Below are 17,455 nucleotides of genomic sequence, written 5' to 3' on the forward strand. Positions count from 1 at the left end.
AAGCCGGCGGACGGCGTATCTTCTTGGTTCGCAGACATGGCCGCCTCACGCCTTCTTCTCGGCTTCCTTGCCCGATTCCGCAGCCCTGGCGCTCTTGTCGAACGGCTTGTAGGCCAGCAACCGCAACGCATTGAAGACCACGAGCAGCGTTGACCCTTCATGGAAGATCACGGCCGTGCCGATGCTCAGGCCCATGATGGTCGAGGGGATCAATACGGCAACGACGCCCAGGCTCACCCAGAGGTTCTGCTTGATCACCCGGCTGGTGCTGCGCGACAGGCCCACCGCGAAGGGCAACTGCGCCAGGTCGTCCGCCATCAGCGCCACGTCTGCGGTTTCCAGGGCGACGTCTGAGCCGGCCGCGCCCATGGCGATGCCCACCGTCGCGTTAGCCATCGCCGGCGCGTCGTTGACGCCGTCGCCCACCATCGCCACCTTGCCGTGCTCCGCACGCAGCTTTTTGATCTCCTCCACCTTCTGCTCAGGCATCAGGTCGCCGCGCGCCTCGGTCAGGCCGACCGTCTGTGCAACAGCTTCCGCGACCTTCTGGTTGTCGCCAGAGATCATGATCAGCCGCTCGATGCCGAGCTTGCGGAGCTCTGCCATCACCTGGCCTGCCACCGGACGCGGCGTGTCCATGACGCCGATTACGCCCAGGAAGCGACTGCCCTTGCGCACGATCATGGTGGTGCGTCCGTCCGCGACCAGTTTCTTGTTGGCCTCGTCGACGTCGGCAGGAACCTTGGAATCCGGCAGCTCCGTGAACAGCACCGGCTTGCCGATGTGGACCGTCTCGCCGCCCAACTGCGCCTGCACGCCACGGCCGGTGATGGCCTTCACGTCGGACGCTTGCAACAGGGCGGTCTTGTCGCCCAGGCGCTCCTTCGCGCCGGTCACGATCGCAGCGGCCAGCGGATGGTCGCTGTGCTCTTCGACTGCCAACGCCACGGCCAGCAATTCCTGCTCCGGGACACCTTGAGCCGGGACCACATCGGTGAGCTTGGGCTTGCCTTCGGTCAGCGTGCCCGTCTTGTCGAAAGCGATGGAGGTCAACGTGCCCAGGTTCTCCAGCGGTCCACCACCCTTGACCAGCACGCCACCGCGGGCAGCGCGCGCCACGCCGCTGAGGACCGCACTGGGCACCGAGATGGCCAGCGCACAGGGGCTGGCTGCGACCAGCACCGCCATGGCCCGGTAGAAGGTCTGCGAGAACGGCTCGTCGATGACGAGGCCGGCGCCCAGCAGCAGGACGACGAGGGCGAGAACGGACGGCACGAAGATGCGTTCGAACTTCTCCGTGAATTGCTGCGTCGGCGAGCGTTGAGCTTCCGCCTCGGTGACCATCTTGACGACGCGCGCCATGGTCGACTGGTCGGACTTGCGCGCGACCATCACATCTATGGCGCCGGCGCCGTTGATCGTGCCCGCGAACACACGGTTCTCGGCAGCTGCGCGTTCGAAATTGCCAATCGCGGCTTTGCCGTCCTCGACCGGCCGCTTGTCGACCGGGACGCTCTCGCCGGTGACCGGCGCCTGGTTGACGCTGGAGGTGCCAACCACCACGATGCCATCGGCTGGCAGCCTCTCATTGGGCTTCACGACGACTACGTCACCCACTTCCAGTTTCGCGAGCGGCACGACTTCCGTGCCCGAGGCCCGACGAACCGTAGCGGTGTCCGGCGCCAGCTTGGCCAGCGCCTCGATCGCGCGCCGCGCGCGTCCCATCGCGTAATGCTCCAGCGAATGCCCGAGGCTGAAGAGGAACAGCAGCAACGCACCCTCGCCCCAAGAACCCAGAGCTGCGGCGCCCGCTGCGGCGACAAGCATCAGCGTGTCGATCTCGAAACGCTTCGCCCGCAGGTTCTCGATGGCCTCCCTGACGGTGTAGAAGCCACCGAAGAAGTACGAGACCACATAGCATGCCGTCGGCAGCCACTCGGGGCCGCTGCCATTGCGCCCCATCAGCCAGCCGGCGACCAGGAACACGCCGGACACCAAGGCGAATATCAGCTCGGTCTTCTCGCCGAACAGGCCGCCGTGCTCATCGCTGTGCTCGCCGCCCTCCTCGTTCTTGCCATGGACGTGACCCCTTTCGCCGTGCGCGGCAGCCTTATCGCCCTGGCCTTTGCCGTCGCCCTTGACCTTTGGCGCGCCCTCAGCCCCGTGGTCGTGGTCGTAATCCGGACCATGGTCGTGCCCTGCATGGTCAGCTTTGTCGGCCTTGGCATCTACTTTGGATGGCGCGATCGGCGCGGACCGGGCGCCGGTGCTGGCGCCGTCCAGCGTGATGTCGAGCGCGGTCAGGCGGCCGTGCAGCTTGGCTTCCTCAATGGCCGACCGGTCGTATTCGATGCGCACGACGCCGCCAGGGGACACGTCCGCTTCAATGACGCCATCGAGTGAGCGCAGTTGCTCGGCTATGCGTTTTGCATTGCGCGCGTGCGTCGGCAGGTTCACCCGTCCCAGGACATGCGCAAACTGGTCGGTCAGCGCGATGCCTTCCGACTGGACCAGCTCACGCAAGCGGCCCAGGGAGATGACGTTGGGGTCGTAGTGCACGCATAACTGGGGCTTGCCGTCTTCGACGCCGGTGACGTGGGCCTCATCGATGCCGGGGCGCCCGGCAAACTTGTCCTGCAGCCGCTTCACGCATGGGTCGTCGGTACCGTGGATGTCCGGCAGGACCAATGGCAAGTCCAGCCGTAGCTTCTGGGTGTCGCTCATGAGCGGCGTCGCTTTCTTGGAAAACGGCAGCCAGCGCGCAGAGATGGCTGGAATGGCTGCCTGATGTTCGACCCGTGTCCTGGAACGTACGGATCAATCTGGATCGCCCGGCACATGCGGCCGGCGGCGTGTCCCGAAGCGAAGCTCCGGGGTCAGATCAAGAAACCGCCGCCCATTTGGGCCGGTCGATCGACGGCACCAGCATTCGTGCGTACGCACTCGCCGTCGTCGCAACCAGGTGCTCGACCTCGGTAGCGCGCAGGTTCAAACGGGCATCGGAGACCACCGAGGCGCAGCTCATGTGGCACGCGATGCAGTCGGCGTCCTCGCCACCGAACAGCTTGGCGTTGTCCGCCGAACTGTCCGAGGTCTCTGAGGCTTTGCTCTGGTGCTTGTGCAGGTGGTGCCCGAAATGGCTCACCTCACTCCCCTGCTCGTGCCGGCAATAGCCGGCCGCCGCCCCCCAGACGAACTGGAAAGGCAGCACCGCGAGCAAGAAGATCAGGACAGCTTTACGCACCAAAACATCCTAGCAGCGGGTCTTTGTAGGAGGCGACCGCTTTTGGCGGCCACGCCGGCGCTGCTGGCGTCGCTCCTCGAGCCGCACTTCCCGCCGCTGCTGCTTCTTCGCCCGGTCCTGGCGCAGGAAGTAGATGAGCAGGATCAGAGAGACGACGATGACGAAGATCGAGCTGCCGAAGATGTATGTCGCCAACCCAGGATGCTTCTCGCGCAGATGCTCGAATAACTTCAGCACGGCTGAGCTCCTTGCTGATGCATCGACACCGTCAAGACGCGCCCACGCGGCTGGCGTCGCCCGCGCCCTGCGCGCCGACATCCTCCAACGTGAACCCGATGAAGGTGCCCTGGTCCGTCGATTCGGCTGTCGCCGTGCCCCCGTGCATGCGCGCGATGGCCGCCACGATGGCCAGGCCCAGACCGTGGTTGCGGTTGGCGTTGGTGCGCGACGGATCGATCCGGTAGAACCGGTCGAAGAGTCGCGGTAGGTACTCTGGGGCGATCACCTCACCGCGGTTGTGCACTCCAATGGAGACATGGCGTGGGTCTACCCGCAAGATCCGCACTTCGATCATTGAGCCGCGGGTGGCATACCGGGTGGCATTGCTCAGCAAGTTCGACAGCGCTCGACGGACCAGCCCGGTGTCGACAGCGGCACGTGCATCGCCGCGCACCTCCACGCGGAGCTCAGACTCTTCCAACACCGCCTCGTGATAGTCGATCACCTCGGATGCGAGGTCAGCCATGCTCATCGGCAACGACCGCCGCGCTGAAACGCCGCGCTCCGCGTGGGACAGGAACAGCATGTCCGCAACGATGCCGGCGATCCGGCGCAGCTCCTCCAGGTTGGAGGCCAGGGTGTCGTGCAGCTCCGCCCCAGAGCGGGGTCGTCGAAGCGCCACCTCACAGGTCCCGATGAGGATGGACAGCGGGTTGTTTAGCTCGTGCGCGACGTCCGCGTTGAAGGCTTCCATCTGCACGTACGCCGCCTGCAGTCGGTCCAGCAAGGCGTTGAACTGCAGCAGTAGCGACTGGACCTCCTCGGGCTGGCCCGTGGCATCTAAGCGCTGATCCAGCCGGCTCGCATCGAGCTCGGACGTGCGGCGCGCCAATGCGTTGAGCGGCGCCAAGCCACGCTTGACCAGCACAAAGCCGGTCGCCGACACCGCAAATGTCCCCACGATGGCGGCTGTCAGCAGCGTCCACCACAGGCGGTTGAGCAGGCTCTCGTCCTTGCTGATGTCATAGATCAGCTCGGCGCGGCCCGCGCCACCCAACTCATCAGGCAGACGTACCTCGAAAGCCTGCCGCTTGGTCATGGCCTCGGGCCGGTTGCGGTCGTTCTTGTCGAAGACGGTCGTGCCGTCCTGCTGCTTCACGACCAGCGACAGGTCGTCATGACCCGACAGGAAATCGCTGAGCAGGTGCTTGATGCCCGGGATGTCGTGGACCTCTCGCCCTTCGTTGAGCAAGCGCTGGACGGTGGCTCGCTTCTGGACAAGCGTGTCGTCCTGGCGGCTGGCCAACGTCAAGGAGATGACGAGATAGACCGCGCCGCAGACCAGGCTCAGGCCAAGCATGGTCTGGAGCGCAAACTGCCGGGACAGGCGCGCCCGCAGGCTCGGTGCTGGAATTGTGAGCGCGTTCATGGCCGCTCCTCCATCACATACCCCATGCCGCGAACGGTGTGCAGCAATGTCCGCTCGAATGGCTGGTCCAACTTGGCGCGCAGACGCCGGATGGCCACCTCGACGACATTGGTCTCGCTGTCGAAGTTCATGTCCCACACCTGCGCGGCGATCTCGGTGCGCGAGAGGACATGCCCCTTGCGCCGCAACAGCAGGATCAGGAGACTGAACTCCTTGGGCGTCAGTTCCAGCCGTTGGCCGGCACGGGACGCTTTGCGGCGCACCGTGTCGACCTCCAGATCGGCCACCCGCAGCAACAGCGTCTCGCCGTCGCCGCGGCTGCCACTCGCACGCCGCAACAGCACCTGGATCCGCGCCACCAGCTCCGAGAACGCAAACGGCTTGACCAGGTAGTCGTCCGCACCGCCTTGCAATCCGCGCACCCTGTCCTCGATCTGACCGCGCGCCGTCAACATCAGGACGGGCACCGAGCGGGTGTGGCGAAGCGCCGAGAGGACCGCTATCCCGTCGATGCCCGGGAGCATCCAGTCCAGGATGACGAGGTCGTACTCGTTTACCGACGCCATGTGGAGGCCGTCGACACCGGAGTGAGCCACCTCGACTTGGTAGCCCTCCTCGGTGAGTCCCTTGCGCAGATAAGCGGCCGCCTTGACTTCGTCTTCGACGACCAGGATCTTCATGAGGTCCAGCGGCCTTGCGGCAGCCCCCCGTTCAAGAGGACAGCGTCGGCGGTCGAACGGCGCTTCGTCCCTTCCATCGCGAAGTACGAACCTGCGTTCATGCGATCACCTCAGCCCCAGCCGTGGCACGAGGCGCGGTCTCGTCCTCTTCCTCGTCCTTGCGGTGGGCAATCCGGTAAAGCACCGGCAGCACCAGTAACGTGAGCGCGGTCGACGACAAGATGCCGCCGATGACGACGGTGGCCAGCGGACGCTGCACTTCGGCACCCGTGCCCGTCGCGATCGCCATTGGCACGAAGCCAAGCGACGCGACCAACGCGGTCATCAACACCGGTCGCAGCCGGGTGATCGCACCTTCGAAGATGGCCTCATCGAGGCCTTTCCCTGACTCCCGGAGGTTCCGGATGAACGAAATCATCACGAGGCCGTTGAGCACCGCCACTCCGGACAGCGCGATGAATCCAACCGCGGCTGAGATCGACATCGGGATGTCACGCAGCCACAGCGCCACGATGCCCCCCGTCAGCGCGAACGGGATGCCCGTGAACACCAGCAGACCGTCCTTGGCATTGCCGAACATCACGAACAGCAGCGTGAAGACCAGCAGGAGCGACACCGGCACGACCACTTTCAGGCGGTTCGTCGCGGACTGCAGGTTCTCGAACTGGCCGCCCCAGACCATCCAGTAGCCGGTCGGCAACTTGATCTGCTGCTGGATGGCCTGTTCAGCCTCGGCGACGAACGAACCGATGTCGCGGCCACGGACGTTGGCACTGACCACGACGCGGCGCTTGCCGTTTTCGCGACTGACCTGGTTCGGACCCGGAGACAGCGACAGCTCGGCCACTTCACTCAGCGGAATGAACTTGCGGGACGTGCCGTTGGCGCCGGCAGGCAGCGGAACCGGCAAACGCTTGATCGCTTCCAGGTCGGAACGCACGTTCTCAGGCACGCGCACGATGATGTCGAAGCGGCGGTCGCCCTCGAACATCGTGCCGCCTTCCTTGCCGCCCACAGCGGTCGCCAGCGTGTCCTGAACGTCCTGGACATTGAGGCCATAACGCGCGGTCTTCTCCCGGTCGATCTGGACGCTCAGCATCGGCAGGCCAGTGGTCTGCTCGACGTTGACCTCGGTGGAGCCTGAGATGCCCTTGAGCACGCCAGCAATCTTGCCGGCAGCCTCGTTCATGACGTCCATGTCGTCACCGAACACCTTGACGGCCACGTCTGAACGCACGCCAGAGATCAGCTCGTTGAACCGCAGCTGGATTGGCTGCGAGAACTCGTAGTTCTGACCTGGGAGCTTCTCAACGTCCGCCTTGATCAGTGCCGCCAGTTCGTCGCGCGTCTTGCGAGGCTCAGGCCACTCCGACTGCGGCTTGAGCATCACATAGGCGTCCGAGATGTTCGGCGGCATCGGATCGGACGCGATCTCGGCGGTACCCGTGCGGGCGAAGATGCGCTCGATTTCCGGGTGCTTTTCCTTCAGCGTGCTTTCGAGCTGCTGCTGCATGGCGACCGACTGCGTCAGGCTCGTGCCTGGGATTCGCAGCGTCTGGATGGAGAAGTCCCCTTCGTTCAGGCTCGGCACGAACTCGCTACCCATGCGGGTGGCCAGCAGACCCGACAAGAGCACTGCGACGACCGCAACTGTGATCACCAGCGGCTTGGCGTTCATCACGCGCAGCAGTGCCGGCTCATAGGCGCGGCGCGCCCAGCCCATCAGGAAGTTTTCCTTCTCGGAGACCTTCTTGCCTATGAACAGCGCGACGGCTGCCGGCACGAACGTCATGGACAGGATCATGGCGCCCACCAGCGCGATCACGACCGTGAACGCCATCGGGTGGAACATCTTGCCTTCGACACCGGCCAACGCAAAGATCGGCAGGTAGACGATCATGATGATCAGCTGACCGAACAGCAGCGGACGGCGTGCTTCCTGCGATGCCAGGAACACTTCGTGGAAGCGCTCAGACTGCGTCAGAGGCCTGCCTTTGTGCTCCTGCGCGTGCGCCAGGCGTCTGACGCAGTTCTCAACGATCACGACGGCGCCGTCGATGATGATCCCGAAGTCGAGCGCCCCCAGACTCATCAAGTTCGCGCTGACCTTCTGGTTCACCATGCCCGTGAACGTGAAGAGCATGGACAGCGGGATCACCATGGCGGTCAAGATGGCCGCGCGGATATTGCCGAGGAACAGGAAGAGGATGACGATCACGAGGATCGCCCCTTCCAGCAGGTTCTTCTTGACGGTGCTGATCGCCTTGTCGACGAGGATCGTGCGGTCGTAAACCGTCACTGCGTGCACGCCGGCTGGCAGGTTCTTGTTGATCTCGACCATCTTCTTGTCGACAGCCTGAGACACGGTGCGGCTGTTCTCGCCAATCAGCATGAAGACCGTGCCGAGCACGACCTCCTTGCCGTTGTCGGTGGCCGCACCCGTACGAAGTTCGCGGCCGAGTTCGACCGTGGCCACGTCCTTGATCCGGACCGGCACGCTGCCCTCGTTGCGCAGCACCACGTTGCCGATGTCAGCGATGGAGCGGACCTGGCCCGGGGCGCGGATCAGGTACTGCTCGCCGCGGCGCTCGATGTAGCCCGCGCCGACGTTGGCGTTGTTGCGTTCCAGCGCGTTGACGACATCCCCAAGCGTGATGCCGTAGGACGCCAGGCGGCTGGGATCCGGTGCAACGTGGTATTCCTTGGCATAGCCACCGATGGTGTTGATTTCGGTGACGCCGGTGACGTTGCGCAGTTGCGGCTTGATCACCCAGTCCTGGATCTCGCGGAGATCCGTGGGCGTGTAGGGCTCGCCATTGGGCTTTTTGGCACCGGGCTTGGTCTCCACGGTCCACAGATAGATCTCACCGAGACCGGTCGAGATCGGCCCGATGTTCGGGTCCACTCCCGCCGGCAGCTGGCCGCGCGCGCTCTGGATGCGCTCGTTGACGAGCTGGCGTGCAAAGTAGATGTCAGTGCCGTCCTTGAAGATGACGGTGACCTGGGACAGGCCGTAGCGTGACAGCGACCGGGTCTGCTCGAGTCCGGGAAGGCCCGCCATGACCGTCTCGATGGGATAGGTTACGCGCTGCTCGGTTTCTAGCGGTGAATAGCCGGGCGCCTTGGTGTTGATCTGGACCTGGACGTTGGTGATGTCGGGGACCGCGTCGATGGGCAGCTTCTGGTAGCTGAAGACCCCCAGCGCGGCCATGCCGAACACGGCCAGCATGACGAGCCATCGGTGCTCGATGGCAAAACGGATGATGCGTTCAAACATGTGGACGCCTCTTTCAGTGCGCGTGCGAAGCCGACGCTTTGCCGGCTTCGGACTTGATGACGAAGGCGCCAGCGCTGGCGTACTGCGCTCCGGCCTTCAGCCCGGACTTGACCTCGGTACGCTTGCCGTCGCTGCGGCCCAGTTCAACCGGAACCGGCGCGAAGCCGCTGGCGGTGCGCACGTACACGATCGACTTGCCTTCCATCGTCTGGACGGCATCCGACGTCACGGTGACCGGGGCCTGGGTCTCGCCGGCGGACACCTCGACGTTGACGAACAGTCCCGGACGCCAGGCGGTCTTCGGGTTGTCGACGACCACGCGCGCCTGCGCCGTGCGCGTCTGCTCGCCGATAAGCGCGCCGACATAGGCGACCTTGCCGATCGCCGTCTGCTCGAAGGCGGTCGTGCGGATGGTGACGTTCTCGCCAATGCGCACCTGCGGCAGACTGCTCGCCGGGACATTGATCTGCGCCCAGACCGAGCGCAGGTCTGAGATGGTGAAGACGTTGACGTCCTCACGCACCTGTTCGCCCAAGGCGATGTGCTTCTCGACGATCACGCCGTTGAAGGGCGCACGCAGCTCAAAGCGGTTGAGCGCGGAAGAGTCCGGCGAGGCGCCGATGGCGTTGAGCTTCTGGCGCGCGTTGGCCACTGCAATCTCCGACTCACGCATGGCCTGCTCGGCCAGCTGCACGTCCTGCTGAGGCGAGATGCGCTGCTCGAAAAGCTGCTTCTCACGCTCGTAGGTCGCGCGAGTCAGTTGGAGGCGCTTTTGCGCGGCCTGCAGCTCGGAACGCTGGTCGGACACGCTGGCGCTGCTGATGACCGCAAGCACCTGGCCCTTGGTGACCTGCTGACCCAGCGAGACGGCGACCGACTCGACCACGCCGCCAACGCGCGGCACCACGTGGGCCGTCTTGTCCTCGTTGAACGCGATCTCGCCGGGCAGTTGGAGCGCCGTGCGGATCTGTGCCGGGCCCGAGCTTTCGATGGAAACGCCGGCCGTTTTGATCTGCTCGGCCGTCAGCGTGACGGCGCCCTCGTCCTTCTCGAAGGGGAAGCTCAGCGCGCCCTCAGCCGTCTGGACGTTGACTGAGCCCTTGAACAGGTGCGGCTCCTCGATGGTCTTCGCACTCACGAGCGCGCCGCCCTGACCGGCAAAAGAGATCTTCTCCGGGTCCTGGCCGGGTCGTTCCAGCAGGAGGGCCACCTGCTCCGCAGTGACCTTCACCGGTTTGCCGGCGTTCGTCACCCACACCTTGATGCGTGGCGCTCCGCCTTCCTCGGCAAGCAGCATCTCAACGGAAAGGCCCTTCTGGACTCCGAGGACGTCGCCGCCGTTGGCGCCCTTCTTCGCCTCCTTGTGATGCTCGCCATCGACATGGCTGTCAGCGTCCTTGTGGCCCTTCTCGCCCTTGACCTCGCCGTGATGCTCGTCGTCACCGTGGCCTTTGGCTTCTCCGTGGGCGTCCCCCTTCTCTTCGGCAGCAGGCGAGCTGCCGCCGATGCGGAGGATGGAGACGGTGCCCACGGCGCCCAGCGCCAGGACCACCGCAATGGCGATCATCTGCTTCTTGCCGAGCGAGGCGCGCACGCTCTCGGTAGTGTTTTGGTTGAATTTCATCGTCGATCTCGAAGTTGGATTGCCTGTCAGGGGCGGTCGGCGGTGGTAGTGCCGAGCTGGCGGTCGATCTCAGCGGCCGTGCGGTGGACCTGCGCCACCGCCGTGAAGTACTGGCTGCGGACCTGAAGCCATGTGCGCTGGGCATCGAGGGCGTCCAGGAAGCTGAACTTGCCGAGCTCAAAGCCGGTCTTAGCGGCCTCGTAGGCGCTTTGCGCGCCAGGAAGTACTTCCCTACGCAGGGCTTCCACCTCTTCCTTGCGGGCCTGCAGCAGGTCTGACATCTGCAACAACTCAGAGCGCAGGCGCAGTTCCTCGGCCTGTGCCGTGGCTTGGGCGGCATCGCGGCGACGTAGGGCTTCGAGCTGTGTGCCCTGGTTGCGGTCAAACAACGGTAGCGGCACGGAGACGCTGAACACCGGTTGATTGCGGCCGATCTCCTGCGCCCGGCGGGCGCCGACGCCCACCGTGACGTTCGGAACACCGTTCGCACGCGCCAAGCCGTAGGTGGCCTGCGCCCGTTGCACCTCCAGCAGGGCACGTCGCACCGCCGGCGCATCGGGCAGGCGGGCCATGATGTCTGGAGCCGAGGGAGCGACGGGCAGCGCATCGACATTGCCGTCCAAGCGCTGGATGGAGCCGTCGGGCACACCCATGACCGCGGACAGTGCACGAAGTGCTGCCGAGGCTTCAGCCTGGGCCTGGCGCAAATCAATGCGAGCCGTCGATGCGGCAACTCGTGCACGCGTCTCTTCGGTAGGGGATACCTTGCCCGCGGTCACCCGACGCGTCGCAGCGTCGGCACCGCTGTTGGCGATGCGCAGAGACTCCTCGACCACCTTGACGCGCTCCTGAGCGGTCAACGCGTCGAAGAACGCCTGAATGGCCGAGGCCCGCACGTCAGCGCGGCGTGCGACCAGATCAAGCGCAGCGATGTCCTTCCCGCGCTGCGCCACATCGACGCGGGCGGCACGCTTGCCACCCATCTCCAGCGTCTGACTGAGCTGCACCGTGGTGACCCGCGTGCCGGACTTGACGTCCTCCTGGTCCACGCCCAAAACGGGGTTGGGGATGAGGCCTGCCTGCCGCACCGTGCCATCGTTGGCATCCAGTTCAGCTGCGGCAGCGCGCAGTGCTGGGTTCTGTGCCATCGCCGTGTCGACGGCGGACCGCAGGTTCAGAGGTGCGACCTGTGACGGAGCTTGCGGCGTGATCTGCGGTGCTACCGCTGCGGGGACTGCGACCGAGGCCTGGGAAACTTGGACGTCAGGCGCAACGGGCGAGACGGACCCAGACGACTGCGCCTGGGCAAGGGATGAGATGAGTGCCGCGCATGCAAGCGGCACGAATGTTCTGCGCATCGAAAACTCCAGGGTTGTAGGAACAACGCGAGGTCTTCGGCGAGTGCAGTGATGCGGTCAGGGCCGCATCTATCGGGAAAGGGGGAGGAAAGTAACTGCGCTCGCCGAATCAGGCGACGCGCCAGTTGGGGCGTTCAAGGAGATCCGGCCCGCGCGAACGGAAGGCCTGGTTGGACGCGGTGTCCACGATGAAGGCGGCTCGGGCGTCGAACGTCATCGCGACGGACACCAGTGGCTTCGCCAAACTCAGGTGGCAGTACCCACAGTCGTTGTCGCCCACGAGCTTGATGCTCTTGGACGCCGACTTGTCGCCGAGATGCTTGCCGGATGCCTTGGATCCGGCTTCTCCGGCGGCCTCATGCTCATGGACGTGATGCCCGATGTGCGTCTTGGCCGGGACCTGCTCATGCTGGCAATAGGCTGCCGCTGCCGACCAGGCGAACTGGGCGGGCAGCACAAACAGCAGGAGGATGGTCAGCCAGCGACGCATGGGCGGGATTGTGTCTTTAATCTGTGAATCGAGGGTGAATCGAAGATTTTCGATTCGGTGAAATCGTTCGCAAGGCGCGGTTGCTTTGCCTTACAGGAGGTTGTCTCCTCGATCCGCAGCCCGGTCCCGACCGCGGATCGGAGCCGCCGATATCAAGCGCCTTCGCCCTCGTTTCTGGACACGTAGACCATCTGCTTCTTGTCAGTGAAGCCTTGAGGAGCGATGTCGCGCACATCGAGGGCGCGGTGGGCGGCGGAGTTGAACTTCCAGGTGAAGCTCTTGCCAGCGCTTTGGAAAGTCACCACGTCACCGCAGTTGACGTTGATGGCCTTGCCAGCATCGACATTCACGACGCGCGCGCCTTGCGCGGCGGCGACGACTTCACCGTGCACTGACTTGCCGTTGAGCATGACCTGGTTGCCACCGGTTGCGGCCTGGGCAGCGCCGACGGCGAACAAGAGGCTGGCGATCATGGCGGAGGCGGAAGAGGTGCGGTTCATGAGGATTCCTTCTTCGGCGGACGGGTCGCTCGGGGGAGCCACCTGAGACGTTCACCATGGAAAGAACTTTAGAAATCCGACCCCGACGAGATGCCTGCTCGTCCCATTACAAATCTGTCATTTAGCCGGGCATGCCGCGCCGCGGGACTCCTGGGCCGGCTACCTGAACGAGTCGTCGTCCAAGACATCCTTGCCAAGGGCGATCTCGCGCTCGGCCTGCCGCATGAAGTTGGCGATGTCTTGCTCCGGCAACGTCACCCTCACCAGGTGGGAACTGGAGACATCGACCACGGCGTTGGGATGCGCCTCCAGCACGCGCGGCTCCGCCAAGGTCCGGGTGGTCTGCTTGTCCATGGGGCTGTAGGGCTTCATCTCCTCGACGGTCTCACGGAAGCTGATGAGCTGGTAGTCGAGTTGTCGACGTAGGTCCAGATCGATCTGGGTCCTGCGCTTCTCCAGCATCTCGGAGAAGCCTTCGAACTCTCGCCCGACCGTCTCTGCCAACTTCCGTTCGGCGAGATCTGCGTCGCGCAGGGCTGTGACCGCGGTGGAGATACCAATCGAAAGCGACGCAAACATCTGGGTGATGGGCATGTTGTAGTCGGTCATGCCAATGCCTTCACGAGCCTCGACCTGCGAGCTCGACACCCGGTGATAGAAGGTGCCGGCGCCGTACGCGTCCCTGGCCCATTCGAACTTCTGGCGCAAAGCGTCGAGCACCTGGGGATACACGGTGCTCCAGACGCCGCTGACAGCCGGTCCGCGGTCTTCGGTGAAAAGCCGATTCACCGGGATCACGGTGCAGCGCTGGCGCGCACACATCTCCTCGATGACGCGCTGGTACTGAGGCACCACTTCAGCGCCCCGCGCATCGACGATCAGGATGAACTGGCACTGGTTGAGGCCGACCTGTTCGAAGGCCTTGAAGATCTCGCAGACGGCGCGCCCAGAGACGACCGTGTCAACAAAGATGAATTTCTCGTTGGGGAGCTTGCTCGGCAACGCGGCGTGCCATGAGCGGTGGGCGAGGTTCTCGACGAGCGCCTTGTAGAAGGTCAGGTAAGGATCGGTGCCCTCTCGATGCACGATGGCGGCCAGGACCCTGCTCCAGAAGCGACGAATAGCCGCCGTCGTCTGCGTCGCATCCTGCGGGTCAGCCGAAAATGGAAGGATCAGCTGCTGAAGAAACGGCGACTTGTTCACCTCGCTGACCTCCTTGAGGCGCTGTTCGAACGTGGGCAGCGATCGCGCATCAAGTCGCCACGCCGCCGCAGCCGCTCGAATGAACGGAACGGCGCCCCGGCTCGGCACTACGAGGTGCCTATACCCCTCCTTGACCAGCACCCGGACGTAGTCGGACAGCTCGCGCGACGCGCGGGCGAAGTCGATGATGTTGTCGACGGTGAAGTCGTGCTGCCAAAGCGCGGATGGCGGATGGGCTGACTCATGCATCATTGGCCGGCTCCTCGGTGGACGCCCCCGGCGTCTGCTCCCGATGGTCGACGCCCTCCGCCAGCAGGACGTTCACGTCATCGTTGTCGGGCTTGCCGAGCCTGACCAGCCACGCCGAAATCGGGTTGGCGGCCTCGCGCGGCTCGCTGGTCTGCGGATCGAATTCCAGTCCGACCTTGGCGTGCGTCCAGAGCACGTTTGTCAGGTACTCGACGTCATCGACCAATTGCACGCGAGACGTGGCCAGGAGTTCCTGGTGCCTGGCCAGCGATGCCTCCCCAAAAGGGTTGGGCACATGCAGGTGCTCCCCTGCCCGCTCGTAGATCTCGACAAAACGCTCCAGAGTCTGTTTCTCCTGGCCGGCATCGAAATGCCACCTGCCCTCGCTGACGACCTGGACGTTGCCTATCGCGATCGGCAGAAAGTGGGGCGTGATCTTGGCCAGCCGCTTCAGGATGTCGCCGACCTTCCAGTCACGCGTGTAGTCCGGGTTGTCCTTGGCCTCCGCGCGCAAGGCGGCGTACCGCGCCTCGTCAGAGGAGATGCCCGCGAAGGCCACCAGTTCGACCACCTTGCGCACCTGGAGCCACAGGAACTCGTTGTCGGTGCCATCGGTCAGAGTCCGCGGCTTCTTGGCGCCAAGAACGCGGTTGGCGGCCCGCAGTCGGCACTTCACCTCCACCATGGCGGCGTGGTACCGCTCGTGCGCGGCGGCTTTGCTGTCAGCCATTGGTTTCATCGTCTGGTCTGGATTCATCCGGGCCTGCGTTCGATCAAGGTGCGAGCAGCGCGCTCACCAGAGAGGCGTCCCGGTACGCCACCATCAGCGCGTTGCGGGTCCAGCCGTCGGCACGGCCGCCCGCGATATGCACGTTGGCCACTTCCAGCACCTACTTGAGCTGGCGAGCCGCCTCATGGATTTCCGACCCCTCGCGCTCGCGCGAGATCGCCAGCCTCAGGATCTCGACGTGGCGATCCGCGTACCGCAGATGGGTGCGCAACTGCCGCTGCCAAGGCTTGGCAGGCGGAATCTTGTCCAGCAGTCCATGGACGATCACGTCCACGTCGTTGATGCCCTTGCCGAGCGCATCGAGATGCGCGGCCGCGGACTCGGGCGGGAGGTCTGACGCCATGCCGTCCTTCCCGTTGTCCTGTCTCCTCCTGTCCATCATTTCCACTCATCCCGCGCGGGCCATCGCGTTGTTGGCAGCGATGGTCTTTGTGGTGTCGCTGGCCTACGGTGCAGCCCAGCCGCTGTTGCAGCCCACGCTGCTGCGACATTTCGGCCCCGTGTCCGCGGAGGAAATCTCCCGTCAGGTGGGTTGGCTGGGCGGGGCCTACCTCTTCGCGCTATTCACGTTCGCGCTCGTTTGGGGCCGCCTTTCGGATCGCATCGGTCGCGTCCCGGTGCTGATGCTCGGCTTCGGCCTGTTCTTGGTCGGTACCGCCTTGACCGCGTTGGCCACGCAGATCGGCTGGATCTATGCCACTCGGTTGCTGGCCGGCGCGGGCGCCGCCGCGGTAGTGCCAACTGCACAGGCTTACATCGCCGACATCAGCACGCCGGTGGTGCGCAGCCGCCGGTTTGTCGTCTTGGGAACGATGGCGTTTATCGGCCTGATCACCGGCCCCGCGTTCGGCACCTGGTTGGCCGGGCCCGTGATGCGCGAACCGGTGGGGCAGATGGCGCAGATGCTGCACTGGCCGGCCTGGGCGATTGCGGCGTTCGGGACGGTTCTCCTGGCGCTCACGCCCTGGGCGCTCGGCAGCGAGCGCGCTCGCTCAGCGCAGCCCTGCAGCGACCCAGAAAAGTCGCGCAGCCTTATTCGCTCGTCCATGCTGCTTGCCTTCCTGGCCTCTGTTGCGGTGGGAACCTTTGATGTGGGCTTCAACCTCTTCGGCAGCCAGACGCTCGGAATGAACTCCAGCGCCATCGCAGCCATGTTCGCCACCTGCAGCCTGGTCATGCTGACAGCGCAGCTTAGCCTGCTGTTTGCAGCGGTGCGGCGTCGGCTCAACGAGCGGTGGCTGGCGGCCACCTTTGCAGCTTCAGCCCTGGCGCTGATGTTCACTCCGTCCGACGCAAGAGCGCTGGGCCTGATGGTCGCTGTCGTCGCCCTGGGCGCTGGAATGATCGCCCCCGTCTTGTCGTACACGCTGCTCAACAACCGCCCCGGCGCTCCGGGTTTGTTGCTCGGCCAACTGGCAGCCGCCGGCAATCTGGGCCAGGCAGTAGGAGCAGTTGGCGCCGGTAGCGCGTTTGCCTTAAATGCCACGGCCCCGTTCTGGATTGCCGCATCCGTGCTCATCGTCGGAGCCTGCGTCTCCTGGTTCGCGTGGCGGCCTCAGGTTTCAGGTGACGATCTGGAGGTGGGTACAGGTGAGAACAGGTAGGCGTGCTGGCACTGGGCGAACTCGTCAGACCGTATGGACGCGCGGCGCACTGCCACCCCCGGCGGCGGGATCTAGTCAACGACCAATTCGGTCTTGTCCAGCTGCAGGTGATGCAGGGAAATGCTGACCTTGACGCTGGCCGCAGCCGCAGGTGCGGTGAAACCGCAGTCCAACGTCACTTCCCCATCCTCGAATCTCGAATCGGTCTTGCTGCCCGTGCGGCAGGCGACCGGCGTTTCGTTCAGCATGACGGACCGGAACGACACCTTGCTGTCGTCGTGGCTGCCCAGGAAATGAGCCTTGAAGCGGACATCCTCGCCGGCCAATGAACCTGGCAGCGTGCACACGGCTTCGGCTCGCTCATCGTTCAGGGACGTGCTCTGGCACGCAAGTGCGGCAGGAACGGAGGGTGCTGCGCCGGCCATCGGTGTCAGCACGGCAAGAAGTAGCACCGGCAACAACCGGGACCTGGTGCAGCGTGCAGTGTCTTCAAGCATCTCCTGGATGGTGCCGCTGGTGAGTGACACCTCCATGGCACCGTGGCATCGAGGCCAAAAAATCTCTGCATCGCCTCTTGACTCTCCCATCATGGCAAGCTTGAGACTTCCGTTCATGGGTCGGCACTGAAGCCGGCCGGGAAGGAATCCATGAACTCACTTGCACCCACCACTCAGGCGGCAGATGCGCGCCGCTGGACATTCCCCATCGCAGGGATGACCTGCGCCTCCTGCGTCGCCCGAGTCGAGAAGGCCCTTGCGAAGGTGCCGGGCGTCCGCGAAGCCATCGTC

General features: G+C 64.7%; 16 protein-coding genes. 2 read left to right on the forward strand and 14 right to left on the reverse strand.

The genetic code is table 11. From position 1 onward, the window contains the following. Window positions 1–45: 45 nt before the first annotated feature. The 13 genes from ACT6S0_RS09120 to ACT6S0_RS09180 form a co-directional block, all read right to left on the reverse strand. Entirely contained in the window at window positions 46–2,724 is a 2,679-nt protein-coding gene (locus ACT6S0_RS09120) for a heavy metal translocating P-type ATPase (protein ID WP_444763586.1), read from the reverse strand. 157 nt (window positions 2,725–2,881) lie between these two features. Next, window positions 2,882–3,244, reverse strand: a complete 363-nt coding sequence (gene czcI / locus ACT6S0_RS09125; RefSeq protein ID WP_444763587.1) for a cation efflux protein, CzcI family — start codon at window positions 3,242–3,244, stop codon at window positions 2,882–2,884. 9 nt (window positions 3,245–3,253) lie between these two features. Then, on the reverse strand, window positions 3,254–3,481 hold the full coding sequence (locus ACT6S0_RS09130; protein WP_444763588.1) for a hypothetical protein: 228 nt from the start codon (window positions 3,479–3,481) through the stop codon (window positions 3,254–3,256). A 31-nt stretch (window positions 3,482–3,512) separates the two neighbouring features. Next, a complete protein-coding gene (locus ACT6S0_RS09135) occupies window positions 3,513–4,892 on the reverse strand; it encodes a heavy metal sensor histidine kinase (protein WP_444763589.1) in 1,380 nt (459 codons plus the stop codon). Continuing rightward, window positions 4,889–5,572: a heavy metal response regulator transcription factor gene (locus tag ACT6S0_RS09140; RefSeq protein ID WP_444763590.1), complete on the reverse strand. Its 684-nt coding sequence runs from the start codon at window positions 5,570–5,572 to the stop codon at window positions 4,889–4,891. Before ACT6S0_RS09140 ends, ACT6S0_RS09135 begins: the two co-directional genes overlap by 4 nt. Before the next feature lie 97 nt (window positions 5,573–5,669). Then, the gene (locus tag ACT6S0_RS09145) at window positions 5,670–8,849 is read right to left on the reverse strand and encodes a CusA/CzcA family heavy metal efflux RND transporter (RefSeq protein WP_444763591.1); all 3,180 of its coding nucleotides are present in this window, start codon (window positions 8,847–8,849) and stop codon (window positions 5,670–5,672) included. A gap of 13 nt (window positions 8,850–8,862) precedes the next feature. After that, a complete protein-coding gene (locus ACT6S0_RS09150; protein WP_444763592.1) occupies window positions 8,863–10,473 on the reverse strand; it encodes an efflux RND transporter periplasmic adaptor subunit in 1,611 nt (536 codons plus the stop codon). Window positions 10,474–10,499: 26 nt separating this feature from the next. After that, window positions 10,500–11,831 carry a TolC family protein gene (locus ACT6S0_RS09155; RefSeq protein ID WP_444763593.1) on the reverse strand — a complete coding sequence of 444 codons (1,332 nt, stop codon included), beginning with the start codon at window positions 11,829–11,831 and terminating at the stop codon, window positions 10,500–10,502. Window positions 11,832–11,940: 109 nt separating this feature from the next. Next, window positions 11,941–12,321, reverse strand: coding sequence for a cation efflux protein, CzcI family (gene czcI, locus ACT6S0_RS09160; RefSeq protein ID WP_444763594.1), 381 nt, complete (start codon window positions 12,319–12,321; stop codon window positions 11,941–11,943). A gap of 152 nt (window positions 12,322–12,473) precedes the next feature. After that, the gene (locus ACT6S0_RS09165) at window positions 12,474–12,821 is read right to left on the reverse strand and encodes a CzcE family metal-binding protein (RefSeq protein ID WP_444763595.1); all 348 of its coding nucleotides are present in this window, start codon (window positions 12,819–12,821) and stop codon (window positions 12,474–12,476) included. Between the two features lie 159 nt (window positions 12,822–12,980). After that, window positions 12,981–14,276 (reverse strand): hypothetical protein, encoded by a 1,296-nt coding sequence (locus ACT6S0_RS09170; protein WP_444763596.1) that lies wholly within the window; start codon window positions 14,274–14,276, stop codon window positions 12,981–12,983. Further along, window positions 14,266–15,030, reverse strand: coding sequence for a hypothetical protein (locus ACT6S0_RS09175; protein WP_444763597.1), 765 nt, complete (start codon window positions 15,028–15,030; stop codon window positions 14,266–14,268). Before ACT6S0_RS09175 ends, ACT6S0_RS09170 begins: the two co-directional genes overlap by 11 nt. Window positions 15,031–15,163: 133 nt before the next feature. Further along, window positions 15,164–15,406: a hypothetical protein gene (locus ACT6S0_RS09180; RefSeq protein ID WP_444763598.1), complete on the reverse strand. Its 243-nt coding sequence runs from the start codon at window positions 15,404–15,406 to the stop codon at window positions 15,164–15,166. Here ACT6S0_RS09180 and ACT6S0_RS09185 point away from each other — a divergent pair. Next, window positions 15,405–16,667, forward strand: coding sequence for an MFS transporter (locus tag ACT6S0_RS09185; RefSeq protein WP_444763599.1), 1,263 nt, complete (start codon window positions 15,405–15,407; stop codon window positions 16,665–16,667). The two genes, ACT6S0_RS09180 and ACT6S0_RS09185, sit on opposite strands and share 2 nt — an antisense overlap. A 71-nt stretch (window positions 16,668–16,738) precedes the next feature. Here ACT6S0_RS09185 and ACT6S0_RS09190 read toward each other — a convergent pair whose 3' ends face one another. Then, on the reverse strand, window positions 16,739–17,281 hold the full coding sequence (locus ACT6S0_RS09190) for a hypothetical protein (RefSeq protein WP_444763600.1): 543 nt from the start codon (window positions 17,279–17,281) through the stop codon (window positions 16,739–16,741). Window positions 17,282–17,314: 33 nt separating this feature from the next. On the opposite strand from ACT6S0_RS09190, the gene ACT6S0_RS09195 reads away from it, so the two are divergent. After that, window positions 17,315–17,455: heavy-metal-associated domain-containing protein (locus ACT6S0_RS09195; protein ID WP_444763601.1), on the forward strand; the 141-nt coding region annotated here is incomplete at its 3' end.

The organism is Roseateles sp. (assembly GCF_052436255.1).
Taxonomy (GTDB): Bacteria; Pseudomonadota; Gammaproteobacteria; order Burkholderiales; family Burkholderiaceae_C; genus Pelomonas.

Bases quoted from the DNA above. Each gene is read 5' to 3' on its own strand.
- ACT6S0_RS09155 (WP_444763593.1), bottom strand. From the start codon at position 11,831: ATGCGCAGAACATTCGTGCCGCTTGCATGCGCGGCACTCATCTCATCC.
- ACT6S0_RS09190 (WP_444763600.1), bottom strand. From the start codon at position 17,281: ATGAACGGAAGTCTCAAGCTTGCCATGATGGGAGAGTCAAGAGGCGAT.
- ACT6S0_RS09170 (WP_444763596.1), bottom strand. From the start codon at position 14,276: ATGATGCATGAGTCAGCCCATCCGCCATCCGCGCTTTGGCAGCACGAC.
- ACT6S0_RS09175 (WP_444763597.1), bottom strand. From the start codon at position 15,030: ATGAATCCAGACCAGACGATGAAACCAATGGCTGACAGCAAAGCCGCC.
- ACT6S0_RS09180 (WP_444763598.1), bottom strand. From the start codon at position 15,406: ATGGCGTCAGACCTCCCGCCCGAGTCCGCGGCCGCGCATCTCGATGCG.
- ACT6S0_RS09145 (WP_444763591.1), bottom strand. From the start codon at position 8,849: ATGTTTGAACGCATCATCCGTTTTGCCATCGAGCACCGATGGCTCGTC.
- ACT6S0_RS09165 (WP_444763595.1), bottom strand. From the start codon at position 12,821: ATGAACCGCACCTCTTCCGCCTCCGCCATGATCGCCAGCCTCTTGTTC.
- czcI (WP_444763594.1), bottom strand. From the start codon at position 12,321: ATGCGTCGCTGGCTGACCATCCTCCTGCTGTTTGTGCTGCCCGCCCAG.
- ACT6S0_RS09120 (WP_444763586.1), bottom strand. From the start codon at position 2,724: ATGAGCGACACCCAGAAGCTACGGCTGGACTTGCCATTGGTCCTGCCG.
- ACT6S0_RS09140 (WP_444763590.1), bottom strand. From the start codon at position 5,572: ATGAAGATCCTGGTCGTCGAAGACGAAGTCAAGGCGGCCGCTTATCTG.
- ACT6S0_RS09150 (WP_444763592.1), bottom strand. From the start codon at position 10,473: ATGAAATTCAACCAAAACACTACCGAGAGCGTGCGCGCCTCGCTCGGC.
- ACT6S0_RS09135 (WP_444763589.1), bottom strand. From the start codon at position 4,892: ATGAACGCGCTCACAATTCCAGCACCGAGCCTGCGGGCGCGCCTGTCC.
- ACT6S0_RS09185 (WP_444763599.1), top strand. From the start codon at position 15,405: ATGCCGTCCTTCCCGTTGTCCTGTCTCCTCCTGTCCATCATTTCCACT.